This is a genomic window from Trichocoleus desertorum AS-A10 (assembly GCF_039962155.1).
In the GTDB taxonomy this organism is placed as follows: domain Bacteria; phylum Cyanobacteriota; class Cyanobacteriia; order FACHB-46; family FACHB-46; genus Trichocoleus.
Genome location: NZ_JAMPKN010000024.1, coordinates 40,748 through 62,285 on the forward strand (window position 1 = coordinate 40,748; position 21,538 = coordinate 62,285).

24 protein-coding genes and 1 pseudogene are annotated in these 21,538 nt (G+C 50.0%); 14 read left to right on the forward strand and 11 right to left on the reverse strand.

Going from position 1 to position 21,538, the window contains the following annotated elements:
- The first annotated feature begins 169 nt into the window (after positions 1-169).
- The gene (locus NDA01_RS22800; protein WP_348229771.1) at positions 170-958 is read left to right on the forward strand and encodes a fumarylacetoacetate hydrolase family protein; all 789 of its coding nucleotides are present in this window, start codon (positions 170-172) and stop codon (positions 956-958) included.
- 49 nt (positions 959-1,007) lie between these two features.
- Here NDA01_RS22800 and NDA01_RS22805 read toward each other — a convergent pair whose 3' ends face one another.
- Entirely contained in the window at positions 1,008-1,484 is a 477-nt protein-coding gene (locus NDA01_RS22805) for a Tic20 family protein (protein WP_190436355.1), read from the reverse strand.
- Between the two features lie 189 nt (positions 1,485-1,673).
- Entirely contained in the window at positions 1,674-1,871 is a 198-nt protein-coding gene (locus NDA01_RS22810) for a hypothetical protein (protein WP_190553512.1), read from the reverse strand.
- A 364-nt stretch (positions 1,872-2,235) separates the two neighbouring features.
- Between NDA01_RS22810 and glyA the strand changes: the two genes are divergently transcribed.
- From glyA to aroQ, 5 genes are all read left to right on the forward strand, one after another.
- Positions 2,236-3,519, forward strand: a complete 1,284-nt coding sequence (gene glyA / locus NDA01_RS22815; protein ID WP_348229772.1) for a serine hydroxymethyltransferase — start codon at positions 2,236-2,238, stop codon at positions 3,517-3,519.
- Positions 3,520-3,619: 100 nt separating this feature from the next.
- A complete protein-coding gene (locus tag NDA01_RS22820) occupies positions 3,620-4,669 on the forward strand; it encodes a glycosyltransferase family 4 protein (RefSeq protein WP_190436417.1) in 1,050 nt (349 codons plus the stop codon).
- A gap of 98 nt (positions 4,670-4,767) precedes the next feature.
- The gene (locus NDA01_RS22825) at positions 4,768-6,048 is read left to right on the forward strand and encodes a competence/damage-inducible protein A (RefSeq protein WP_431193496.1); all 1,281 of its coding nucleotides are present in this window, start codon (positions 4,768-4,770) and stop codon (positions 6,046-6,048) included.
- Between the two features lie 134 nt (positions 6,049-6,182).
- Positions 6,183-6,314 carry a DNA topoisomerase I gene (locus NDA01_RS22830; RefSeq protein ID WP_199295979.1) on the forward strand — a complete coding sequence of 44 codons (132 nt, stop codon included), beginning with the start codon at positions 6,183-6,185 and terminating at the stop codon, positions 6,312-6,314.
- 25 nt (positions 6,315-6,339) lie between these two features.
- Positions 6,340-6,795, forward strand: a complete 456-nt coding sequence (aroQ, locus tag NDA01_RS22835; RefSeq protein ID WP_348229773.1) for a type II 3-dehydroquinate dehydratase — start codon at positions 6,340-6,342, stop codon at positions 6,793-6,795.
- 56 nt (positions 6,796-6,851) lie between these two features.
- Here the strand turns inward: aroQ and NDA01_RS22840 are convergent, their stop codons facing one another.
- Positions 6,852-7,745 carry a phosphodiester glycosidase family protein gene (locus NDA01_RS22840; protein ID WP_348229774.1) on the reverse strand — a complete coding sequence of 298 codons (894 nt, stop codon included), beginning with the start codon at positions 7,743-7,745 and terminating at the stop codon, positions 6,852-6,854.
- A gap of 218 nt (positions 7,746-7,963) precedes the next feature.
- Between NDA01_RS22840 and NDA01_RS22845 the strand changes: the two genes are divergently transcribed.
- A complete protein-coding gene (locus NDA01_RS22845; protein WP_431193497.1) occupies positions 7,964-8,563 on the forward strand; it encodes a MiaE family protein in 600 nt (199 codons plus the stop codon).
- Complete coding sequence (locus NDA01_RS22850; RefSeq protein WP_348229775.1) at positions 8,563-9,048, forward strand: GNAT family N-acetyltransferase; 486 nt, start codon at positions 8,563-8,565, stop codon at positions 9,046-9,048. The genes NDA01_RS22845 and NDA01_RS22850 overlap by 1 nt, the downstream gene beginning before the upstream one ends.
- 1 nt (position 9,049) lies before the next feature.
- Here the strand turns inward: NDA01_RS22850 and NDA01_RS22855 are convergent, their stop codons facing one another.
- On the reverse strand, positions 9,050-9,877 hold the full coding sequence (locus NDA01_RS22855; RefSeq protein WP_348229776.1) for a hypothetical protein: 828 nt from the start codon (positions 9,875-9,877) through the stop codon (positions 9,050-9,052).
- Between the two features lie 253 nt (positions 9,878-10,130).
- On the opposite strand from NDA01_RS22855, the gene coaD reads away from it, so the two are divergent.
- The 4 genes from coaD to NDA01_RS22875 all read left to right on the forward strand — a co-directional run bounded on the left by coaD (position 10,131) and on the right by NDA01_RS22875 (position 13,655).
- A complete protein-coding gene (coaD, locus tag NDA01_RS22860; protein WP_190436371.1) occupies positions 10,131-10,673 on the forward strand; it encodes a pantetheine-phosphate adenylyltransferase in 543 nt (180 codons plus the stop codon).
- Between the two features lie 17 nt (positions 10,674-10,690).
- A complete protein-coding gene (locus tag NDA01_RS22865; protein ID WP_431193498.1) occupies positions 10,691-11,326 on the forward strand; it encodes an ATP synthase subunit B family protein in 636 nt (211 codons plus the stop codon).
- Between the two features lie 206 nt (positions 11,327-11,532).
- A complete protein-coding gene (locus tag NDA01_RS22870; RefSeq protein WP_348229778.1) occupies positions 11,533-13,014 on the forward strand; it encodes a DUF2157 domain-containing protein in 1,482 nt (493 codons plus the stop codon).
- Positions 13,014-13,655 carry a GDYXXLXY domain-containing protein gene (locus tag NDA01_RS22875; RefSeq protein WP_348229779.1) on the forward strand — a complete coding sequence of 214 codons (642 nt, stop codon included), beginning with the start codon at positions 13,014-13,016 and terminating at the stop codon, positions 13,653-13,655. Before NDA01_RS22870 ends, NDA01_RS22875 begins: the two co-directional genes overlap by 1 nt.
- Before the next feature lie 82 nt (positions 13,656-13,737).
- Here NDA01_RS22875 and NDA01_RS22880 read toward each other — a convergent pair whose 3' ends face one another.
- Positions 13,738-13,977, reverse strand: a complete 240-nt coding sequence (locus NDA01_RS22880; RefSeq protein WP_190436379.1) for a hypothetical protein — start codon at positions 13,975-13,977, stop codon at positions 13,738-13,740.
- A gap of 142 nt (positions 13,978-14,119) precedes the next feature.
- Here NDA01_RS22880 and NDA01_RS22885 point away from each other — a divergent pair, with 142 nt between their 5' ends.
- A complete protein-coding gene (locus NDA01_RS22885; protein WP_348229780.1) occupies positions 14,120-14,830 on the forward strand; it encodes a helix-turn-helix transcriptional regulator in 711 nt (236 codons plus the stop codon).
- Here the strand turns inward: NDA01_RS22885 and NDA01_RS22890 are convergent.
- The 6 genes from NDA01_RS22890 to NDA01_RS22915 form a co-directional block, all read right to left on the reverse strand.
- Positions 14,827-15,654 carry a SirB1 family protein gene (locus tag NDA01_RS22890; protein ID WP_348229781.1) on the reverse strand — a complete coding sequence of 276 codons (828 nt, stop codon included), beginning with the start codon at positions 15,652-15,654 and terminating at the stop codon, positions 14,827-14,829. The two genes, NDA01_RS22885 and NDA01_RS22890, sit on opposite strands and share 4 nt — an antisense overlap.
- Before the next feature lie 61 nt (positions 15,655-15,715).
- Entirely contained in the window at positions 15,716-16,276 is a 561-nt protein-coding gene (locus tag NDA01_RS22895) for a cyclic nucleotide-binding domain-containing protein (RefSeq protein ID WP_190436387.1), read from the reverse strand.
- Between the two features lie 334 nt (positions 16,277-16,610).
- Positions 16,611-18,164, reverse strand: a complete 1,554-nt coding sequence (locus NDA01_RS22900; protein ID WP_348229782.1) for an FAD-dependent oxidoreductase — start codon at positions 18,162-18,164, stop codon at positions 16,611-16,613.
- 182 nt (positions 18,165-18,346) lie between these two features.
- Complete coding sequence (locus tag NDA01_RS22905) at positions 18,347-19,489, reverse strand: beta-ketoacyl-ACP synthase (protein ID WP_348229783.1); 1,143 nt, start codon at positions 19,487-19,489, stop codon at positions 18,347-18,349.
- Between the two features lie 32 nt (positions 19,490-19,521).
- Complete coding sequence (locus NDA01_RS22910; RefSeq protein WP_431193499.1) at positions 19,522-20,310, reverse strand: peptidylprolyl isomerase; 789 nt, start codon at positions 20,308-20,310, stop codon at positions 19,522-19,524.
- 165 nt (positions 20,311-20,475) lie between these two features.
- A complete protein-coding gene (locus tag NDA01_RS22915) occupies positions 20,476-21,042 on the reverse strand; it encodes a photosystem I assembly protein Ycf4 (RefSeq protein WP_190436400.1) in 567 nt (188 codons plus the stop codon).
- Positions 21,043-21,425: 383 nt separating this feature from the next.
- Here NDA01_RS22915 and NDA01_RS22920 point away from each other — a divergent pair.
- Positions 21,426-21,538 (forward strand): annotated as a pseudogene (locus NDA01_RS22920) (photosystem II D2 protein (photosystem q(a) protein)); the annotation flags it as partial.

Below are 21,538 nucleotides of genomic sequence, written 5' to 3' on the forward strand. Positions count from 1 at the left end.
ACGTGAGTGCGTTGAATGCACAATCATCCATTATCTCAGACTTGGGCCAGAATGTTGAATAGTTGCTCAGCAATTTGTGTTAAAAGCCGTCCTGAGGTTGAATAGTTAACCAAGCTGGCTTGCTTTAATAAACACTCAGGGATTACACAGCGGGGTACAAGTCACTCCTATGGCACAGCGCTATGTCCGAGTTCAAACACCTGAAGGCCAAATTTACTACGGCTTGTTGCAGCTAAACCGAGGCGTACAGGTGCTAGATGCACCTCCCTGGTTAAAGGGGCAACCCACTGATCTAGAGCTAAAGCCAGACAGCTATCAGCTTTTAGCGCCCTGTGCCCCTTCTAAGATTGTGGCGGTAGGCAAGAATTACGCTAAACATGCAGCCGAAATGGGAGGGGAAGTTCCGAAAGAACCTCTACTGTTCTTAAAGCCCCCAACGGCTGTTACCGCAGCAGGGACAGAAATTAACTACCCCTCCCAAACTGAAAGAGTGGATTACGAAGGAGAGTTGGCTGTTGTCATCGGGGAGCGCTGTGTAGACTGCACCCCAGAGCAAGCCCAGAGCAAAATCTGGGGTTATACCATTGCTAACGATGTCACTGCTAGAGACTTGCAACGCCGAGACAGTCAATGGACAAGGGCAAAAGGGTTTGATACGTTTTGTCCTCTGGGACCCTGGATTGTTCGGGAACTGAGCCCAGGAGCAAGACTGCAAACCATTGTGAATGAAAACCAAGAACCCGCCCAATCGGCTTTGATTGAGCAGATGGTTTTTACTCCCGATGTACTAGTGTCTTACATCAGCCAGATCATGACTTTGCTTCCAGGCGATGTGGTGCTAACCGGAACCCCAGAAGGAGTAGGGCCGCTGCAAGTAGGCGATCGCGTGCGGGTAGAAATTGAAGGTATTGGTAGCCTCGACAACTGGGTAGTCGCGCGGAAAGCGGCACGTTTGTAGTTGCGGAGTAACAACAAGTCAACGCTAACCGCAGATTAATCTCTAAGTATTAACGCACCTGCATGTACACTGCGTCTGAAATAGTGGGAATTTCGGCATAACGTCCGAATAGGGATTGAGCGACTGCGTAAACGAAGGCAGCTAAAACACCCAAGAAGACAACGTTATATAGCGTTTCTACAATTAGAGTGACTGGGATAGCTCTGACTAAGAACGGTAATACTAGACTACAAAGCATTAAAACAATATCTATCAAAATCGCCTGCATGGTATTGAAGCGAATGAAGTGATTAATTCGCTCGTTTCTAACCACGAGGAAAAACAAGGCAAAGAAAACAATGAGACCTGCAAAGGGAACGGTTTGATAGATTTGAACAATTGGCAAGATGGGCAGGAAAATCAGCTGAAGGACAGGAAATTGGCTGAACAAAAACTCACCGAATCGCAATCCATCAATGAGCGGAAGTAGGTAAGGTAAAGCTGCAAAAATGCGATCAGGAACACTGGTTGATCCGCGCCAAGTCATTGTTTGGCTCCTAAGAGTTGTCGGATAATGATTACTAAGCTCAGGATAACGCAACTCCAATCTCTGACTGGTGCCGTCTGAGCTAAAACTCAACGCCTCAAGGTTCAAATGCGCAGGCTGAAGTGAAAACTGAGCCTGGTAGGCGGACGATCGCAACTAGCTGGGCGCATTGGCTCATAGATTGCGCGCTCATTCGATATTGGCGATGCGAAAACCCATTTGACATTCGTATTGGTCCGGTTGGCTCTCGCTCAGTTTATGAATCGCGTGACCACAGCGCAGCCGTCCCTGATTCCAACGAGGTTGGCCGCTGCGATCTGCTAAAAGGCAACTTTGGCAAACTTGCTGAGGGGAGAGTAATTGATCACCTATTAAGATGACAAGCATTCGCTACCTCCGGTGGTTCCCCGATCCCACTGCCTGTATTTTAAGTCGTCACTAGGGGAAATGAGGGTGAAGCATACAGAGCTTAATCTGAAGTTTAGTCTCCCCACTTTTAGCTAGTAGTGTTCTTGGCATCACTTTGCCAAAACTTCTTGATCCCTCACTTCATACCCTGCGATCGCTAACGTCATCAAGGCGGATCAATCGTTGGTAACTAATAAAGTGCCTTTCTCACTCTGTCCTTCGGAGTTATGATTATTGATTCAGGAAAAAATTGCCAAAGCTGGCACCATAGTAATTACTACTGAAGGGTAGCCAACCTGAGCTTGCAGCCGTTCTGACATTACTTTCACTAGGGGTTCGCTCTGTGACTCAAACTAATTTAGACTTCCTAGCCAACACTGATCCCGACATTGCTGATTTAGTCCAGCAAGAACTACAGCGCCAGCGTGATCACTTAGAGCTGATTGCGAGTGAAAACTTTACCTCTGCCGCCGTGCTAGCAGCTCAAGGTTCAGTGCTAACCAATAAGTACGCCGAGGGCCTCCCCCAAAAACGTTACTACGGTGGTTGTGAATATGTAGACCAGATCGAGCAACTCGCGATCGATCGCATTAAGCAACTCTTTGGTGCTGCCCACGCTAATGTCCAACCCCATTCAGGGGCGCAAGCCAATTTTGCTGTTTTCTTGGCTCTACTAGAACCAGGCGACACCATTATGGGCATGGACTTGTCTCACGGTGGCCACTTAACCCACGGCTCTCCGGTTAACGTTTCTGGCAAGTGGTTTAAGGTTTGCCACTACGGCGTCAGCCAAGAAACTGAGCAACTGGACTACGACCAAATTCGCGAGTTAGCAATCCAGCATCGGCCTAAATTGATTGTCTGTGGTTACTCCGCTTATCCTCGGATTATTCAGTTCGATAAATTCCGGGCGATCGCCGATGAAGTTGGCGCTTACTTACTCGCAGACATCGCCCACATTGCTGGATTAGTCGCGACTGGACACCATCCGAATCCCCTGCCCTACTGCGATGTTGTCACCACCACCACCCACAAAACCCTGCGTGGACCCAGAGGTGGATTAATCATGACCCGCGATCCTGAACTCGGCAAAAAGTTCGATAAAGCGGTCTTTCCTGGAACTCAAGGCGGGCCTCTAGAGCATGTGATTGCAGCCAAAGCAGTGGCGTTTGGGGAAGCCTTGAAGCCAGAATTCAAAACTTATTCAGGCCAAGTGATTGAAAATGCTCAAGCTTTGGCTAGCCAGCTACAGCAACGCGGGTTCAAGATTGTTTCGGGTGGCACCGACAACCACCTAATGCTGGTAGATTTGCGCTCGATTGGCATGACTGGCAAAAGAGCAGACCAGTTGGTGAGTGGGGTTAACATCACAGCCAACAAAAATACGGTGCCCTTTGATCCAGAGTCACCGTTTGTCACCAGCGGTCTCAGACTCGGCTCCCCTGCCATGACCACTCGTGGTATGGGAACCACTGAGTTTGCGGAAATTGCCAACATCATTGCCGATCGACTGCTCAATCCTGAAGACGAGGCGATCGCGCAAGCTTGCCGTCAACGAGTCGCTACCTTGTGCGCTGGATTCCCGCTTTATCCGCATCTGAGTATTCCTGTGCCAGTTTTGGCATAGAAATTTATCTTGGCGTCCGGATTTATTCGCCTGTAACTGGCTGAAATATAGTAGACTCTGCCTGACAGTACTTTTGGCTGAACCCTACTCTATTTTCCTGATGCCATACCAGCTCTATCACCTGGTTGCATTTCTCGTCTCCGCCCTCATCGTCCTCTGGAGTACGCCAATTGTTAGAAAAATTGGCCTCAAAAGTGGACGAGTAGACCTCCCTGGCGATCGCAAGGTTCATCAACGACCCATGGTTCGCTTGGGAGGTGTTTCTATTTTCGCAGGCACCCTCGTTGCCTTGCTGATCGTTTGGTGGACGGGCGGATTCGGTCTGCTTCCCCCTGACAAAGAATATGAAGTTTGGGGAGTCACCATTGGTGGTTTAGCCTTTTTCTTAATTGGCTTGACCGATGACCTAATTGGTCTGTCGCCCCTGACTCGCCTAATTGTGCAAGCCGTTGTTGCTGGCTTAGCCTGGAAGGTGGGTGTACAGATTGAATTTCTCTCTATTCCTTTCGACGGTCTAGTTTCTCTACCCGATTGGATCAGCCTACCCATCACCGTGATCTGGTTGGTGGGCATGGCCAATGCAATTAATTGGATTGATGGCTTGGATGGCTTAGCGGCAGGAGTTTCCGGGATTGCTGCCGTAGTCATGCTGGTTGCAAGTTTATTCATGAACCAACCCGCTGCTGCCTTAATTGCAGCTGCTTTAGCAGGGGGGGCTCTGGGCTTTCTGCGCTACAACTTTAATCCCGCTCAGATCTTTATGGGTGATGGGGGAGCCTACTTCATCGGTTTCACCCTCGCTGGGGTAGGTGTCATCGGCTTGGTTAAGAGTGTCACTACTGTCGCGGTCGTGTTGCCCTACCTAATTTTGGCCGTGCCCATTCTGGATATGTCGGCGGTAATTTTAGACCGTCTGCGGAGTGGTAAGTCTCCTTTTGTGGCTGATAAGCGCCATTTACACCATCGACTGTTACAAGCAGGACTCTCACATCGCTTAACGGTTTTATTTATTTACTCGTTAACTTTGTGGGTTGGTAGTATTGCCCTGGCTGTTTCTGGCATGCCCAGTGGTATTGCTTATGCCTTCGGTGCGACTGCGCTGCTGAGTTACACCAGTTGGCAAGTACGCAAGCAAGCGCGAGCCCGTTAACCAAATTTGCACCTAGCAGGTTTTGGCTGTGCTCAGCCTAAGCACCAATCACAACTAAAAATAGTGGCTAACTGCTGAAGTTTTATAGAGGAATGTCTATGAGTCTGAGTGCTGAAGTGATTTGTGTTGGCACTGAGCTGCTCTTGGGAGATATTCTGAATACGAACGCGCAATTTTTAGCGCAGCAGTTAGCTCAGCTAGGGATTCCTCACTACTATCAGACTGTAGTGGGAGATAATCCCCTCCGGCTCAAAAAAGTTTTAGCTATTGCCTGTGAGCGATCGCGCCTAATTATTCTCACTGGAGGCTTGGGACCAACGCCGGACGACCTCACTATCGAGACGCTAGCCGACTTCTTTGATGTGCCGCTGGTCGAGCATCCAGAAATTCTGGAAGATATTACCCAGAAATATGCGCGTCGGGGGCGGCAGATGTCTCCGAGCAACCGGAAGCAAGCTTTGTTGCCAGAGGGGGCTGAAGTGCTCCCTAATTCCTCAGGCAGTGCTCCAGGAGTCATCTGGCAACCCCGCACAGGCCTGACGATTCTGACCTTTCCGGGAGTGCCCTCGGAAATGCAGTTGATGTGGCAAGAAACGGCAGTGCCTTACCTGCGACAACAAGGCTGGGGACAAGAAATTATTCACAGCCGCATGCTGAAATTTTGGGGCATTGATGAATCAGCCCTGGCTGAGAAAGTCGCGCCGTTTCTGGATTTAGGCAATCCCACAGTCGCGCCTTATGCCAATCACGGAGAAGTGAAGTTGCGGATTGCCGCACGGGCAGAGTCGGAAGCAATAGCACGCCAATTAATCGAACCTGTAGAGCACCAGCTACGCCAAATTGGTGGATTAGATTATTACGGTGCTGATGAAGACAGCTTAGCGTCAGTGGTAGGCGAGTACTTACAAACTGCTCATGAGACCCTGAGTACAGCTGAATCTTGCACAGGAGGTGGCCTGGGCCAAATGCTTACCAGCATCCCTGGCAGCTCAAATTATTTCATGGGTGGGGTCATTTCCTATGACAACCAAGCTAAGATTTCGCTGCTGGGTGTGAACGCGCAAGACCTAGCACAGCACGGAGCGGTGAGCCATACGATCGCTAAGCAAATGGCTGCTGGGGTGCGATCGCGCTTAGGCACGACTTGGGGACTCAGCATTACAGGTATTGCGGGGCCTGGAGGCGGTACTACCTCTAAACCTGTTGGCTTAGTCTATATTGGGCTCGCAGGCCCACAGGATGAAATAGAGAGCTACGAATATCAATTTGGCTCTTTCCGGGGGCGGAGTTGGATTCAACGAATTAGCGCTTGTACTGCCCTGGATCAATTGCGGCGTAGGCTTTTGACGCGATCGCTGCTAAAAGACTCAGCTTTTTAAGGATTTGCAATTCTGGCCTTGATCATTTTTGATCATTGGTTATGATCAAGTAAAGAAAACCCTCTGTTAACTTAGCCGCTATTTTTGTCTTTGGAGCAAAAGCTGTAGGCTAACTAGAAGGAGCTACTGGTTTAATGGATTTGATTGACAAAGTCCTAGAAAAGCTAAAAGAGTTAGTTGGTAAGCTAATTGATGCTCTGCTGGGGCCAGAAGCTCAGCCAGAGCCAGAGCCAATTCCAATTCCCGTTAACGATCGCCGTCGTTAATGTCAACTTGTAAAAGCATAGGTTGATGCGCTTGCTAAGCGTTTTAGTTCTGCATGGGCCTAACCTAAATCTCCTGGGGCAACGTGAACCAGGGATCTATGGTTGTGTGACCTTAGATGAAATTAACCGTTCGCTAGAGCAGGAAGGGCAAGCCCTACAAGTCAAGGTCTCTACCTTGCAATCAAATCACGAGGGTGCTTTGGTTGATGCCATTCATGCTGCTCAGGGACATCATCAAGGAATTTTAATCAATGCTGGCGCGTATACCCACACAAGTGTGGCCCTACGAGATGCGATCGCCGCAGTTAATCTCCCCACCGTTGAGGTGCATCTCAGTAATATCTACCGTCGCGAAGAATTTCGACACCATTCCTTTATCGCACCCGTGGCTGTTGGGCAAATTAGTGGTTTTGGCCCTGAAAGCTACCGCTTAGGGCTACATGCCTTAGTTCATCACCTTCAGCAGCTAGCTGCCACTTGACCCTGAACTTGGTCTGAATGCTAAGTGGCAGTTGCTAACTCAGAAACCTGGATAACTTAAGCACGTAACGTAGGGCGATCGCCTCGTTGAAACATCGTCCAAGAATCCTTCAGAGCTGTAGGTGCAGGATGCTTGGCATCGTAAACAACGATGACATTGGTGAGTTCACGTCCTGGACGGACCAAAATTTTGCTATGGCTAGCTAGTCCTAGAGAGGAGCCTCCATCTAGATTCATGGCTTCGTAGCAGCCGATCGCTCGCATGATTTTGGCTTCTCGCTCTAAAGATAAGTTAGCCAGAAAGGTAACTAGAACTAATTTTTTGCCGCCACGTGGGAAACCGATCGCAGCTCGTGACGCCACTCCCAACACACGCGGATCTCGAAAACCCTCTGATTTGGGGGCCAGCCAAACTTTGCCTTGCCTCAATAGCCTGGGGCCACTGGTAATCGAAAACCAATGCTCTTGCCAGTCAGGCTTGCCATCCACTCTGGCTGTTACCATTTCTGGTTCATTTCCTGCTCTTAGGCCCAAAGTGGTTCCATAGTTCTCCCAAGGGCTGTACTTGAGGAATCGGCCTTCTGCCACCACGTTGCCCATGACTCGCTTCTCTCCGTCAGTGCTAAAGAAGGTGCCATTCGCCACGACTGCCGCATGGGAACGAGCCACGATTCTGCCAAAAGCTTCGTCTCCGTAAGAAACGTGAGCGCTGTTGGCTATAGGAGCCCGATGAGGTAAGCCAATCGTGATGAAAGTTTTGGGGTCAGTTAAGTCAATCGTGGTTTGGTAGAAGGGAATGCCTGCAACTCGACGCCGAATCACACGAGCTGGACGAGCTGCATCTACAGATTCTACTTGGGCAAGGACTTGGGTGAGGGCCGCACCTCCTAGCGCTAAAAACGCCCGCCGGGAAAATTGACGGGGTCTATTCGCCTCGTTCTGACTTAACATTTACAACTCCTAAAGCTCCTGATTTAGGGTTCCCGCGACCCCAGCAAGCGATCGATTTCGCTATCAAGACTTAATTCCTTGCAACACATCAAGACTCAGGAGATCGGAGACTAATTTTCGTAAAGCGATTGCGCCTTCTCCTTTCAAGCTCGCGCCTGTCATCTCTCCGGAAACCTGTTATGGTGCAAATTGTTGTGTTTCTGGTTTAGATCGCCGCCGTGGTGGCCTCCGAATTACCCAAAATTAAGTTTTTGCAGCAACCCACTGCCTCTGCTTGGGTCGAGCAAGCCCTGGCTAACTTAGATACGGTTCTACTAGACCACTCCCATTGCGAACGCAAAGCCGCAGGCGTGGCGTTGAATCTGATGTTTCGCTACCCGTCTAACACCCAGATGGTGAAAGCTCTAACGGCGATCGCCAAAGAAGAGCTAGAGCACTTTGAGCAAGTCAATCAAATTCTGGAGCGGCGCGGCGTGCCATTGGGGCCTCTGTCTGCCCCGCCTTATGGTGCAGGGTTAAATCAGCAAATTCGTCGCCATGAACCAGAGCGTTTGCTAGATTTCTTGCTGGTTTGTGGCTTAATTGAAGCCCGCAGTCACGAACGTCTAGGCTTGTTAGCAGCTCATGTTCCTGACCCAGAACTAGCACGATTCTACCGGGCCTTGATGGCTTCAGAAGCAAGACACTATGGAGCCTATTGGGTCTTGGCGACGACCTACTATGAGCGATCGCTGGTGGAGCAACGCTTAGAAGAGTTGGCAACAGTCGAAAGTCAGTTGCTAGCGACGCTACATCCAGAACCCAGGATTCATAGCTAATGCCAAGGTGCTACCGAGATTTTGTGATTCGGTCTTGGGAACCGCGCGATCGCACTGCTGCGGCTGAGGTGATTCGTGTCGTCTTGGCAGAGTATGGCTTGGACTGGGAACCGGAAGGAGCCGATCGCGATGTCTTGGAAGTCGAAGCTTGCTATCAAGCAGTGGGCGGTGAATTCTGGGTGGTGGAACGTCAAAATCGTGTTGTGGGGACAGCGGCCTATTATCCTGTGGATCGCGGAGAAGCGGCAGTTGAGATTCGCAAAATGTACTTGTTGCCCGAAGTGCGAGGACAAGGACTGGGCAAATATTTGTTGCACCAGTTAGAGCAAGCGATCGCCGCGCAGCCGTTCCAAACTATCTGGATTGAGACTGCCAGTGTTCTAGCTGAGGCTGTCAAACTCTACGAAAGCAATAGTTATCAGCCTGCCGCTGGGGTAGAAACTGCCCGGTGCGATCGCGTCTATCTCAAACGGCTCCAAGATTGAACTAAGGGCGACCCAGTACTACACCCCAAAAATAATCCTCAAACGGCCCTTCGTCTGCATCCAGCTTCATCTTTTTAGCCCACGAGTAAATATCGCAGCTAAAGTGACCGCTATCATGCTGAAGAAACTGACCTTTCTGGATGACGATATTGCCTACAAGCGTGACCCAGTGGCTAGGGTAGGGCAATAATGGTTTTTTATTCTGCAAAAGCCCTTCCGCTGTGATCAAAGCAAACGCTACACCTCCAGCCGCAATCACATCAGCAGCTTCGGTGAGGGCTTCAAACTCCCCAAACAAATAGGTGTGGTCATACTTCACATCGCGGTAGCCGAGAATTTCGCGCACCCAGCCTTTCATTTCCCAAGATTTGGTCATGCCTGACAAATTACGCATCACATCAGGGGCACCTGGATCAACGGGAAACAGCAAGTTTTCAGAATCGCGTAGGGTGGAAAGTAGCATCCAATCCGCTTGGCCCATCCGCAGGCGACCTTGACTCTGGCGCAAGCGACTCGTGGCTTCTACTCGACGAGTTTTTGACTGAAAACTGCCCACCTCGAACAAGCTGCGGCAAATTTCGACATAGCGTACGGGCTGCTTCCGCACCAGCTCGAAGGCGATCGCAGCAGGCCCGCAAAACGGTTGACCTCCCTGATTAATTTGAAAAGGGTCAGTAATTCGCGATCGCATTTCCGCCACAACTGTCGCCTTGTCGAGGTAAGGCCACATCCCTGGAGCCACGGAGCGCTCAAAGTCTGCGATCGCTTGCTGTGCTTGATCAATCAAGGCCAGATTGGGCAATGGAGCACCTGTGGGTGGATGAGTCATGGATCGTCTCTGCTTCCTTCTGGAGCGGGGAATATCTTGAAATGTCAAAAAAGCGGGTGTACCGGGTCCTACAGTGCCAGCGTCAGTGATTCCAGTTCAGGCAATCCAAACTATTCACCGCGATACAACAGACGAGACTAAAAAAGCTTTACTATTACTGAATCTACTGAATTTCCTGGTCTTGGCAAAATAAGCTTTGTTGCTTTGATTGCCTGATCCTAGATTGCTTAAACCTCAGCTATTACCATCTGCTTTGATTGCCATCTATCCCGGTAGTTTCGATCCCATTACCTTTGGCCACCTCGACATTATTCAGCGAGGGGCGAGGCTTTTTGACACGGTAATTGTGGCAGTACTACGCAACCCAAATAAAATGCCTCTGTTCACTGTAGAGGAACGAATTGAGCAAATCCGGCAGGCAACCAGCCATATTTCTAGAGTGCAGGTGGATAGCTTTGATGGATTAGCCGTGACATATGCTCATCTTCGGCAGGCTAAAGTACTGTTGAGGGGCCTCAGGGTACTGTCCGATTTTGAGAAGGAACTCCAGATGGCTCACACAAACAAGACACTTTCGGACCAGATCGAAACAGTTTTTCTAGCAACTTCTAACGAATACAGTTTCCTAAGTAGTAGTCTGGTGAAAGAGATTGCCAAGTTTGGTGGTCCTGTCGATCATCTCGTTCCTAAACATGTTGCCCTAGATATTTACAGCCGATGTTACGCCAAGACTCATCCAGTAGCAGCCCCGACCGTGATGGACCCAATCTCCACGCTGGATCATCCCAAAGCGTAAACTCCTATGGAGATGCTGTGCGGGCAGGCAGCGTAGATATTCAACGAGAGCTGAATCGGCTAGAAGAAATGATTCTAGATAGCCCTCGTATTCCCCTGAGCCGCCGCACGCTTATTGATGAAGAGCAGTTGCTCGACCAACTAGATTTGGTGCGGCTCAACTTACCGACTGCTTTTCGAGATGCGGAAGATTTGCTGCAGCATAAAGATGACATTCTGTTGCAGACTGAGCAATATGCCCAGGAACTTGTAGAAGCAGCAGAACGGCGGGCCGCCCAGATTCTAGATGAGCTAGGCATTATTCGGCAAGCTGAGATGGAAGCCCGACAAATCCGCCAGCGCGTGCAGCAAGAATGTGAAGCCATGCAAGAGCAGACGATGGATGAAATTGACCGCATGCGTCGTCAAGCTCAGCAAGACTTGGATGAAATGCGACGGATGGCGATCGCGGAGTGTGAAGACATCCAAGAAGGTGCAGATGTCTACGCCGATCGCGTCCTAGGCGATATGGAGCAGCAATTGAGCGAAATGGTCCGTATTATTCGCAATGGTCGGCAGCAGTTGCACCCAGAAACTCCTGCACCAAGACCGCAAACTCCCAGCAACCCTACGACCAATCGACCTGCCTCGCCGTCTAACAAAAAGAGCTCCTAACATCAGCTTCTAGTAATCTGTCTCCTGGGTTGTGGAGGTCCAGAATCTGGTCTAGCTATATCTGTTGATTGGGCTGCTAATGACACAGTAAAAATAAGCTAGAACTGCAACGATTTTAGAAAAATTCATCGTCTGGTTCTTTAGCTTAAATCCTGCTGTCACTCAACTGCTTATGGCCTATTAGTCAGCCTAAGCAGGAGGTTCTTATGCCTTCAGACAAATTTCGATATCAGCTACGCCAGGAAGCAGAGTACTGGCGCAGAGATGGTTTAATTGATACGACTCAATACCAACAAATTGCCGAGCGTTATCAGTTCAACACTTTAGAAACGGCAGCCCGCAATCGCTTTACGCTGGTTTTGATTGGTCTCGGCAGCATTCTAGTCGGTTTAGCGGTCATTACCTTTGTGGCAGCCAACTGGCAGGAGTGGCCCCGATCCGTCAAGATGACGCTGTTGCTCAGTTTATTCGTAGGCGTCAATACCGCTGGATTTTACCTCTGGCGGCAGCGATACACTTTCGGTACGGAGCGCTGGCAGCAACGGCTCGGCCAAGGCTTACTACTCCTCGGCACCCTAGTTTTAGGCGCAAACTTGGCGCTGATGGCTCAGATGTTTCAGGTAAACGGCCCCAGCCATGAACTCTATTTGGTGTGGGGATTGGGAGTGATAGCGATGGCGTATAGTTTGCGCCTTACCTCCTTGGGAGTCATAGTCATGCTGCTGCTAGGGTGGGGCTACTGGCAGGCAGTCTTCAACGCGGGATCGCTAGAGCTCGGTAGCATCTGGCTACGCTGGCTATTGCAATATATGCCGCTCTGTATCGGCCTACTCGCCATTCCCCTAGCTTATTGGTGTCGTTCTCGTATCATTTTTGTGTTGGGCGCGATCGCAGTGATTTCGGCTTTTGAAGCCAACCTAAGTTCTGGAACTTTCGGTTATGGCCGCTTGCTAATCGGCACCAATTGGGCAAGGGCGATCGCCTTTACCCTGCCCCCAGCATTGCTCTGGGCTTATGACGATACCTTTTGGTTCAGGCTGGGCCAACCTCGACCGCCGAGTGCAGAGGTGCGCCGTCCTTTTCGGTTTCTAGCGCGTAGCTTAGCGCTGTTGTTTCTGAGTGCGCTGCTGTACTGGCTCTCGTTCCATTGGTTTTGGGATGGCCAACCCAGCTACTACCCCGCAAGAACAACCCCAGAAATGTTTAACCCTATCTGGGTCAACACTGGAGTGCTTTTAGGTCTAACTGTATTGGAGTGGGTGTACCTCACCCGACAACTTAGAAATGATCTTCTACGCCGTCCCCTCCAACTTACGACGCCAGTCATAGCTATTTTTATTGGCATTATTGCGGTACTGCCATTTTTTCCCCCTAGCGGAGAATTCAGATCAGCGATCGCCGTCTTCATCGCAAATGTTCTGTTGTTTCTACTGGGAGCAGGCTTGATTCGGGAAGGTATTGCGGCGGGTCAACGCTCCACTTTCTGGCTCGGTATGACTTTGTTAACCCTACAAATTTTGAGTCGGCTGTTTGAGTACAGTACTGGCTTGGTGTTTAAGTCTTTCGTTCTCTTCTTGTGCGGTTTGGGGATCATTGCCATCGGTCTTTGGTTCGAGCGCTACATTCGCACGCTTAGCACCTACTATTATCCACCAGCCGCTCCTAACCCAACCGAGGAGGAAAATTGATGGCACCCACTCCGTCCGCTTCTAGAACATTGCCGAGCTGGAGATTCTGGCTACCTTTGGTATGCCAAGCTGCTCTTATTCTGACGATTCCAGCTCAATCACTGCACACCCAACTCACAGGTCGAACCGTGATTCTAAAGACGGCTCCTGTAGATCCCTACGACCTGTTGCGCGGCTACTCAGTCACACTCAGCTATGACATTTCTCGAGTAGATACCTTGCGTCAGCTTCCAGGTTGGAGCGAGGTTGAGCGACAAAAAGCTGCGAATTCTGAGTGGCCTGCGACTAAGTTCTTCTATCTGGTGCTAGAAGCTCCGGGTGCTGCTAGTGCTAACCCGCCGTCACCTTGGCGAGCAGTTCGTATCAGCAGCGATCGCCCCGCTAATCTGGCTCAAAATCAGGTCATCCTCCGAGGCCAAATCAACAATAGTACGGTTCAGTACGGCTTAGAGCGCTATTACATTCCAGAAGACCAGCGAGATGCCATCAACCAAAACATTAATACAGCTCAAGCGAACCAAGCCACGCAACCGATTGTGGTGGAGGTCAAGGTTGATGCTCAAGGCAATGCTGTACCTCTGAGTTTTTGGGTAACCTTGGGTAAAGCATCTGCAAAGCAGACCTATCACTATCAGTTCTGATAGCTTGTCCTAGCAAACGGGAAACATAGTGAAGCCCTGCCTCACTATGAAATTCCCTACATGAATGCTTAAGGTGATGAAGTTAATCTTTGCGATTGAGATGGAAAGTTGCACCCAGGGCTGCACCAGCACCCGCAACTAAACCACTACTCATGCCTTCCATCGTCTTAACCGTTGGGTCCTGAGTCAAGCATGTATTCGTCGGCGTTTCAGCCTGGAGACAGCTATTGCTATCTGCCCAGCTTGCAGTTCCTCCTAGAATGACGCCAACAGCGCTGCAAGTGACGATAAAGAGGATGGAGCGATTAATTTTTATACCCATAGATGGAGGTTGAACCTGATAGATTGATCTAGAGCTATCTCAATTTACCCATTCTAGAGGCGAATTCCATCGTAGCTTCACTGAGATCTAAGCATTTTTTCTAAATTCAGCTTAAAAGCCTATTGGCCTTCATCCAGACTTTATGAAACATTCTTCGACGACTTCCCCAGAATCACTAGAGGATAAACAAAAAGCCAAAGATCAAATCTTACATCTGCTAAAAACTCAGGGGGCTCAGACTGCCACAACTCTAGCTGAACAGTTGCAAGTCTCTCCGATGGCAGTACGCCAACATTTACAGGTGCTACAAGCCGAACAATGGGTGAGTTATCAAGAGGAGCGTCGTCCCTTGGGTCGTCCTGTCAAGCTTTGGCAACTAACAGAGCGATCGCTGCAATTATTTCCTGACAGTCATGCTGACCTCATGACTGACTTGCTCTTAGAAGTTGAAACTTTGTTTGGCACAGCAGGTTTAGAAAAACTATTGGCCGACCGGATGCGTCGCCAATTGCAAACCTACGCGACAAAACTGCCAGAAGCGATATCAGGGGCGATCGCAGAGCCAACTTGGCAAGAGTGGGTTGCTCAAGCAGGTATTGCTGAACCAGTGCGACATCTCGCTCACCTCCGAACCCAAGAAGGCTACATGGCTGAGGTCTTGGAGGCAGAAGGAGGTTGGCTGCTAATCGAGAATCACTGCCCCATCTGTGCGGCTGCTCAAACGTGCCAGAAGTTGTGTGGTTCTGAGTTGGAAATGTTTAGAACCCTTCTGGGGTCAGGTGTGGCAGTAGAGCGAGTCGAGCATATCATCCAAGGCGATCGCCGTTGTGCCTATCGGATTCAACCTGCTTAAAGGTTTGGCGCGATCCGATCGAGCAATTGTTGAATTGCCACAGCATCTTCCGCATCCGGTACTTTAGCCAGGTAAGTTTTTAAGTCTTGGTGCGCTTCAGGCCAGGCACCTAGATGGTAGTGCAAAATGCCGCGATCGCGCAGTTCTAAGGGAGCATCCGGAAACAGGAGTAAAATCCGCTCGATCGCCGCCAAAGATTTCTGCGCTTGATCCCGATTGAGGTAAATCATTTTGAGATTAGTCAGCATCCGGGCTAAGAACTGGCGCGGACCAATGGGTTGTAGAAAGACGGGTTGCAACTCCACGGACTGACCATAGATTTGATTTAGGCGAGTTTGACAATCTTCTGCAAATAAAGTCTCACCATGATGGTAGGCATCGACATAGACCTCCATTTCCTCAATGCTGGGACGAATTAAAAAATGTCCTGGCATCCCCACCCCTGTCATAGGGAAGTTCACTCGTCGCGCAATTTCCATATAAACCAAGGAAAGCGTGATCGGAATACCCGTCCGGCGCTCGATCACGTCGTTGAGGAAACTGTTACGGGGGTCGTAGTAGTCAGAGGTGTTTCCCGTAAACCCTAAGTCCTCGTAGAGATACTGGTTGATACTTTGGATCATCCGCAGCGGATACCGCTCAGTGGGCAGACGTTCTTCCACCTCACTGGCCATTGTATCTAGGGCATTGAAGTAAGCTTCTATATCCAGGTCTGGGTATTCTTCTTGGGCGATGTAAAGCGCTGCTTCTGCCAAATTAATCTGCTCATCAGGTTGAGCGATCGTACGGTAGAAGCATTGTCGCGCCCACGGAAGATCCGTCATGAATTCTTGCCTTACGCCATTACGTGATTAGGTGCTCGTAACATTCATCAAACGAGTCATTTTACTCAAGGGTTTGAGCGTTCATGCCTCGGAGCCGTCTGAGGAGCCAGTCAAAGCGGGTGTTTCCCAAAGCCAGGTTATCGCGAATATTGGGAGCCAAGCTATTTTCCTGAGCGGTGCGCTCCTCAGCGGATGGTTCTCGACCAGAACTGAGCCGACTTACAGTACCTCGCAAGCGATCGGAGAGAAAAATAGCTAGGGCGCGGTAAAACCGGGAGGCAAAACCGATATCTTGTTGCAGCTTGGTAGCGAGTTCCTCGCGAGGAATCGAAAGCACTAAAGATTCTACTGCTGCTGTCACAGTGGCTGAGGGAGGTCGCTCATCCACAAAGGACATTTCACCTACAACTTCGCCGCTAGAAAGGTGTGCAACTTCTTTGTCACCTAATGCTTGCACAGAAACCGTGAAAGTGCCGTCAATAATAATGTACAGGGCATCAATTAGTTGTCCTTCGCGGATCAAGGTTGTGCCTGCTAGAACTCGCTCTTGAGTAGAGATGGCGATCATCCAGTCGATGTCATCATCAGTCAACTCCCCCAGAATAAAAAGAACTTTCTTCATGTTGTCTGTTCAAGTTCGCTACAAGCAGAATCTGAAGCGTTTCCTTCAGTGTCGGTAGTCTGGATGGAATATGTCAGTATCTTGCTGCTGATTTCTTCTATCACCCTAGCGTGACCCAATTCCAGACAGCGGCTGGAAATAGAGTCATGCTTTCCCGACAATTAAACTCAGCCTCAATAACCAAACTCAGTGTTTAGCTGATTCGACTACGACTGGAGGGATCAGCAGCAATTTAATGAAGTCTTTCTAGCGATCGCCTGCACACCCGGAAAGGCTCACTAAAATCTCTTGACTACACCTAAAGTTGCATTGAATTTTTACAAATCTCTAATTTTTAGTTTGAGCCTTTATAGTCACCGCCTGCGCCATACTGCCACGCCTGTAGCCAGCGCTGAAAATAGTATTTCTGGGTGGGAGACCAACTTTCGGTCCAAGGGGCGATCGCGTTCCCTACGGGATATAAAGCGCTATAAAGCGCTAAGCCGCCGAAGTGCCGCGTCCAATTAAGCAGAGCAGGAAGACCCACTTGCGGGACAATTTTGGCGACTAAGCTGGGATGGGCCAGAGAGGTCTGCAAAAGGGTGCGGGAAAGAGCGGAAAACTGGACGACATCCTGCAAGAAAGGCCGCAGCACAGACTCGCCTAACTGAGCCATTTCTTGAAAGACATCTGCTAGCAATTGATTAATTTGATTGGGGGCTACTTGCTGGTGCACCCCCACGCTCATCGCCTTCTGGAATAACCAAGTAACTGAGACATTCGGTTGGTAGGGCTGAAGGAGAGCTAAAGCTTGGCGATCGAGCGCATTGCTGGTTAAAGCTTCATGAATCCCCAAGCTAAGCCGCTCCAAGTGCCGCACCATTGCCCCAAAGCCACCGAAACTCAGCGGTGATTGGCTACCGCTACTATCCCCCACGTGCAAAACATGATTCCAGGACGGTTGCAAGGGGCTGTTCTGGTAGCAGGGAAACAGGCCAAATAAGGCCCGCTGAAACTGCAACTGAGACAACTCAATTTGTTGATATTCAGGTAGCAGCCGGAAATATTCCTCAAATAACGTTTCTAAGCTAAAGCGATCGCGGTGGGCATCTAGATAGGTAAACAGGTAGGTCGTACGGCCATCACGGGCGGGAAAGGCCTCCCAAAAATATTGGCACTGGTTTTGAATCGGGGTGAACGACACTAACAAATCACCGGAATCGTCTTTGGGAAAGCCTTGAGCACAAGTCCCAACGACTAAGCAGATGCCATCCGGAGTTTGACCTTGCCGAGCCTGCTGCACGATGGGTGAGAAATGGCCCATCGCATCAATCAGTAACCGTGCCTTCAGGTCTTGCCCTGCTTTGACTGTCACCCCGTTGGAGTGGACGATCGCACCTGCAAAACCTGTGTGTTCCAGTAGCTTACCGCCACTGGCTAAAAAGCGTGACTTGAGCTTATCCAGCAAGAAAACTGGGTCAATCCCAATATTGAGAATGTCGCGCATCCAAAGGTCAGAACCTCCTGAGAAACTAATGCGGGCAGGATTGTACTCTGTGGCGATCGCCTGCTCTAATTCCGGTTCAGTCAAGAGATTTAGTTCTAGGAAAACCTGTAGTTCTTGACGTGAAATGTTCCACTCTTGCTCCCGCCCGCGTAACGCACCCCGCTCAATGAGTGCAACTCGCCAACCTTGCTGAGCTAAAGCTGCGCCAATAAAAATTCCTAAAGTTCCCCCGCAGATTACAACATCCCAATCGACTGCTGCTAAGGGTTCCTGACTAGTTTGCACCACTGTAGGAACGGGAAGTTGCTGGTGGCGTAGTTTGTACCACAAGTCGTCAGTACGCCGGAGTCCTCCCAGAATATCTCCAGGCAGGGTGGAGAGAATTTGTTCGCTTAGGGTCATGGAAGTGAACTCAAAGTGGGGACGGGGCGATCGCACCTACTTAAATTGCACCAGCTCATTAGATGCAAGAGATGTAAGCAGGGCATCAACTCTATTTGTAGAATAGTGCCTGAAGTTGAGCTGAAATGGCTGAGTTTTGCCTAAAACTTCCGACCCAAATTCCAATAACGATTTGGTTGAAATTATTGGCTGAACGCCAGAACCGCATTCTGCCCGCCAAAGCCAAAGCTAAAGCAGAGAGCATTTTGAACAGCGCGATCGCCAGCTGACCTCACAAAATTCAAATCAAATTCTGGTTGCTGTAGTCCTACACAAGGCGGCAAAATCTGGTGTCGTAACGCCATGAGGCAAAAAGCAGCGCCAAAAGCTCCAGAGACTCCTAGCGTATGACCCGTGGCTCCTTTGGTCGAACTCACGGGAACCCCTTGCGGAAACACATGCTGAATCAAATGCGCTTCGTTGCGATCGTTGAGTTGAGTCGCCGTGCCGTGAGCATGGATGTAGTCGATCGCTTCTGGAGTGAGATGACTGCGCTCGAGACATTGCTTGACCGCATTGATTGCGGTGCGGCTTGTCGGGTCGGGGGCGCTCATGTGATAACCATCCGCAGTGAAGCCAAACCCTAAGATATGGCCATAGATCGAGGCCGATCGCTGCTGAGCTAACTCGGCTGGTTCTAAGACCAATACAGCCGCTCCTTCCCCCAATACCAAGCCTTCTCGGCGGCGATCGAAAGGGTACGCCCCTGTGGCTGCTAAGGCCCCCATCTGCTGAAACCCAGCTAAAGTCAGAGGAGTAATCGGCGCTTCTACTGCTCCTGCAATCACCCGCTGACATTGCCCCGTTCGTACCAGCTCATAGCCCTGCGCGATCGCCCATAACCCAGTTGCGCAAGCCGCCATTGGTGCCAAAACAGGGCCACCACTGCCGATTTGTCGAGCTGCTGCGATCGCTACTTGCCCTAGCAGTGTATCTAGCCAAGGAAGCGCGATCGGATCATCCGGTAGAGCTTGGGCCATTAGGCGTTGCCGTACTTGCAGCTCCCATTGGCTTTGATAACTGCGGCTTGAGCCGATCACAACTCCACAGTCAGCCAGAGGAGTTGCTAAACCTGCATCTTGTAAAGCTGCGGCTACCACCTGTTGAGCTAAGCAATTAAGCGCCACTGGGAACTTGCCCAACATGGCTAGAGGACGTGGTTCTAGTTCTGGAAAAGGCTGCCGCAGCAAAATTCCGGATTGATTAGCCAGAAGTTTCTGCCAGCTCGACTGCAAGGTATCACCCAACGCAGACACTAAGCCAATGCCTGTTACAACTACGTCCACAGCACCTGCTACCTAGCTCGCCAGAAAGCGACTTATTGGGGAGAAGGTGAGGGACTAGGAGTTGCCGCTGCGCCACCCTGCTTCAAGTTTTCAATGCCTTTAGTGACTTTGGCCGACTCAATGCGATCGCCTTGCTGGATCTTATCCACCACATCCATGCCCTGAGTCACATAGCCAAAAACGGCATAATCCCGATCCAGGAATTTCAAATCTGTTAGAGCAACGTAGAACTGCGAAGAAGCAGAGTCGGGAATAGATGCCCTAGCCATTGCCACAGCTCCACGGGTGTGCTTTAGCTGAGGAGCCGCAGCAATGCCAGCCGTATCCAATGTTTTGCCGTAAACCGGAGATGCGCTGCCTTCTGGCTTAATTTCCAAAGGAATGTTGCGAGGTTGACCAGTCGCGGGGTCTACAAAACCGCCCGTACCCAATTGTTCTAAGGGGAAATTAGGATCTTTACTTTGCGGGTCGCCCCCTTGGACGACAAAGGGTTGCGGCTCTCGGATTACTCGATGAAAGACTAAACCGTCATAAACACCTTGTTGCACCAAGTCCACGAAGTTTCCGGCTGTGATGGGTGCATTCGTGCCATCCACCTCAATCGTGATGGGCTTGCCACCTTTCACAGTCAGTTCTACGGTTGCTTTACCCTCTAAGCGAGGCAGATTTGCAGGCCCAGGGCTGCTAACTGGAGTTGCGCTTGCCGAAGGAGTGGTGGCAGCAGATGAACTGTCAGATGGTGAAGGAGATGTTTCTTGAGGAGAACATCCTCCTGCTACCAAAGCACTAACCACTAGAAGTGACACTAACCAACGCCGCATCTGCATGTTCCGTTACCTACTCAATCAGAGCCACTTATCATCTCATGCGACGATCCCTTCTCTCAACAGAACTGACTGAGTCCCAAAGAGTCTAATGGGATACCAAATCCTAATCGAGTGAAGGGATAGTTGCTAAAAAGCACCGAACTCATGGGGAACTAATGGTTACAGGCCTTCTAAGGGAACGTTCAGAAAGCGAGCTAACTCAGCACCTTGATTCTCTAGTTCCGATAGAGGTAGCGGTTCGCCTACCCGCGTTAAGGGGATGTCATTACGTCCCTTAAGCCTTAAATAAAGAGCGCGGCGCGGATTCAATCCTTCTCTAAGATCAACACGTACCGCTTGGACATCCGAAATTGGGCAAGTAATTTCGATGCGCCGATTCTTCCCCGGAAATCCCCAACGAAAAATCTGGACTGTGCCTTTGTCTTGATTGAATTCGTTGTAACCGCCCCCTACGTCCGCAATAATTACTAGCCATAGGTAGAGCGCGAGTAGTAAACCTGCGACTCCATAGAAACTCATGGCCAGTCCCTGCGGGACAAAAACTAGTTGAGTTGGGTCGGATACAGGCAGCAGGTTTACCTTGAGATAGCTAGACAGACCTGATAGAGCAAATCCAGTGGCTCCAATCGAGACAACGGTTGCCCACCAGTAGTTACTGAAACGACGAGATCCTAAAATCGGTTGACGTAGGACGAGATTCCCTTTGGAAGCAGCTTGTGCAGTCATGCGACTCGCTCAATATAAATTCGCAAAAATTAAAGAAGTGGAATTCCAAACTGGAATTATCTAATCCCACAACCCTATAGTATGAGTTAAGCGGCCTAAGAGCCAAAGATTGCTGAGAGAGTACGTGTCAGATTGTAAAAATCCTGATATTTTCTATCATATAGAAACGTTAACTCCTATCTCAGGATCGGATGTCGGTTGCCTAGACAAGGCCAGCGAGGACCAATATGGCTAAGGCTCAACCTCAGCAAGCATATTGGCCGACATTAAACTGAAAACTCGCAACTTTCTCGATACCAGGCAGAAACTTTTCTAACCTTGGATAATGAGAAGAGTGTCACTGAGGCAAAAAACTTTTTGCTGCAATAGTAAGAGGATTTGAAATGACCATAGCAATGGGACGCGCGCAGGCAGAGCGGGGGTGGTTCGACGCCCTCGACGACTGGCTGAAACGCGATCGCTTCGTCTTCGTTGGCTGGTCCGGCTTGCTGCTGTT

Bases quoted from the DNA above. Each gene is read 5' to 3' on its own strand.
- NDA01_RS22800 (WP_348229771.1), top strand. From the start codon at position 170: ATGGCACAGCGCTATGTCCGAGTTCAAACACCTGAAGGCCAAATTTAC.
- NDA01_RS22805 (WP_190436355.1), bottom strand. From the start codon at position 1,484: ATGACTTGGCGCGGATCAACCAGTGTTCCTGATCGCATTTTTGCAGCT.
- NDA01_RS22810 (WP_190553512.1), bottom strand. From the start codon at position 1,871: ATGCTTGTCATCTTAATAGGTGATCAATTACTCTCCCCTCAGCAAGTT.
- NDA01_RS22820 (WP_190436417.1), top strand. From the start codon at position 3,620: ATGCCATACCAGCTCTATCACCTGGTTGCATTTCTCGTCTCCGCCCTC.
- NDA01_RS22825 (WP_431193496.1), top strand. From the start codon at position 4,768: ATGAGTCTGAGTGCTGAAGTGATTTGTGTTGGCACTGAGCTGCTCTTG.
- NDA01_RS22830 (WP_199295979.1), top strand. From the start codon at position 6,183: ATGGATTTGATTGACAAAGTCCTAGAAAAGCTAAAAGAGTTAGTTGGT.
- aroQ (WP_348229773.1), top strand. From the start codon at position 6,340: ATGCGCTTGCTAAGCGTTTTAGTTCTGCATGGGCCTAACCTAAATCTC.
- NDA01_RS22840 (WP_348229774.1), bottom strand. From the start codon at position 7,745: ATGTTAAGTCAGAACGAGGCGAATAGACCCCGTCAATTTTCCCGGCGG.
- NDA01_RS22850 (WP_348229775.1), top strand. From the start codon at position 8,563: ATGCCAAGGTGCTACCGAGATTTTGTGATTCGGTCTTGGGAACCGCGC.
- NDA01_RS22855 (WP_348229776.1), bottom strand. From the start codon at position 9,877: ATGACTCATCCACCCACAGGTGCTCCATTGCCCAATCTGGCCTTGATT.
- NDA01_RS22870 (WP_348229778.1), top strand. From the start codon at position 11,533: ATGCCTTCAGACAAATTTCGATATCAGCTACGCCAGGAAGCAGAGTAC.
- NDA01_RS22875 (WP_348229779.1), top strand. From the start codon at position 13,014: ATGGCACCCACTCCGTCCGCTTCTAGAACATTGCCGAGCTGGAGATTC.
- NDA01_RS22880 (WP_190436379.1), bottom strand. From the start codon at position 13,977: ATGGGTATAAAAATTAATCGCTCCATCCTCTTTATCGTCACTTGCAGC.
- NDA01_RS22885 (WP_348229780.1), top strand. From the start codon at position 14,120: ATGAAACATTCTTCGACGACTTCCCCAGAATCACTAGAGGATAAACAA.
- NDA01_RS22890 (WP_348229781.1), bottom strand. From the start codon at position 15,654: ATGACGGATCTTCCGTGGGCGCGACAATGCTTCTACCGTACGATCGCT.
- NDA01_RS22895 (WP_190436387.1), bottom strand. From the start codon at position 16,276: ATGAAGAAAGTTCTTTTTATTCTGGGGGAGTTGACTGATGATGACATC.
- NDA01_RS22900 (WP_348229782.1), bottom strand. From the start codon at position 18,164: ATGACCCTAAGCGAACAAATTCTCTCCACCCTGCCTGGAGATATTCTG.
- NDA01_RS22910 (WP_431193499.1), bottom strand. From the start codon at position 20,310: ATGCGGCGTTGGTTAGTGTCACTTCTAGTGGTTAGTGCTTTGGTAGCA.
- NDA01_RS22915 (WP_190436400.1), bottom strand. From the start codon at position 21,042: ATGACTGCACAAGCTGCTTCCAAAGGGAATCTCGTCCTACGTCAACCG.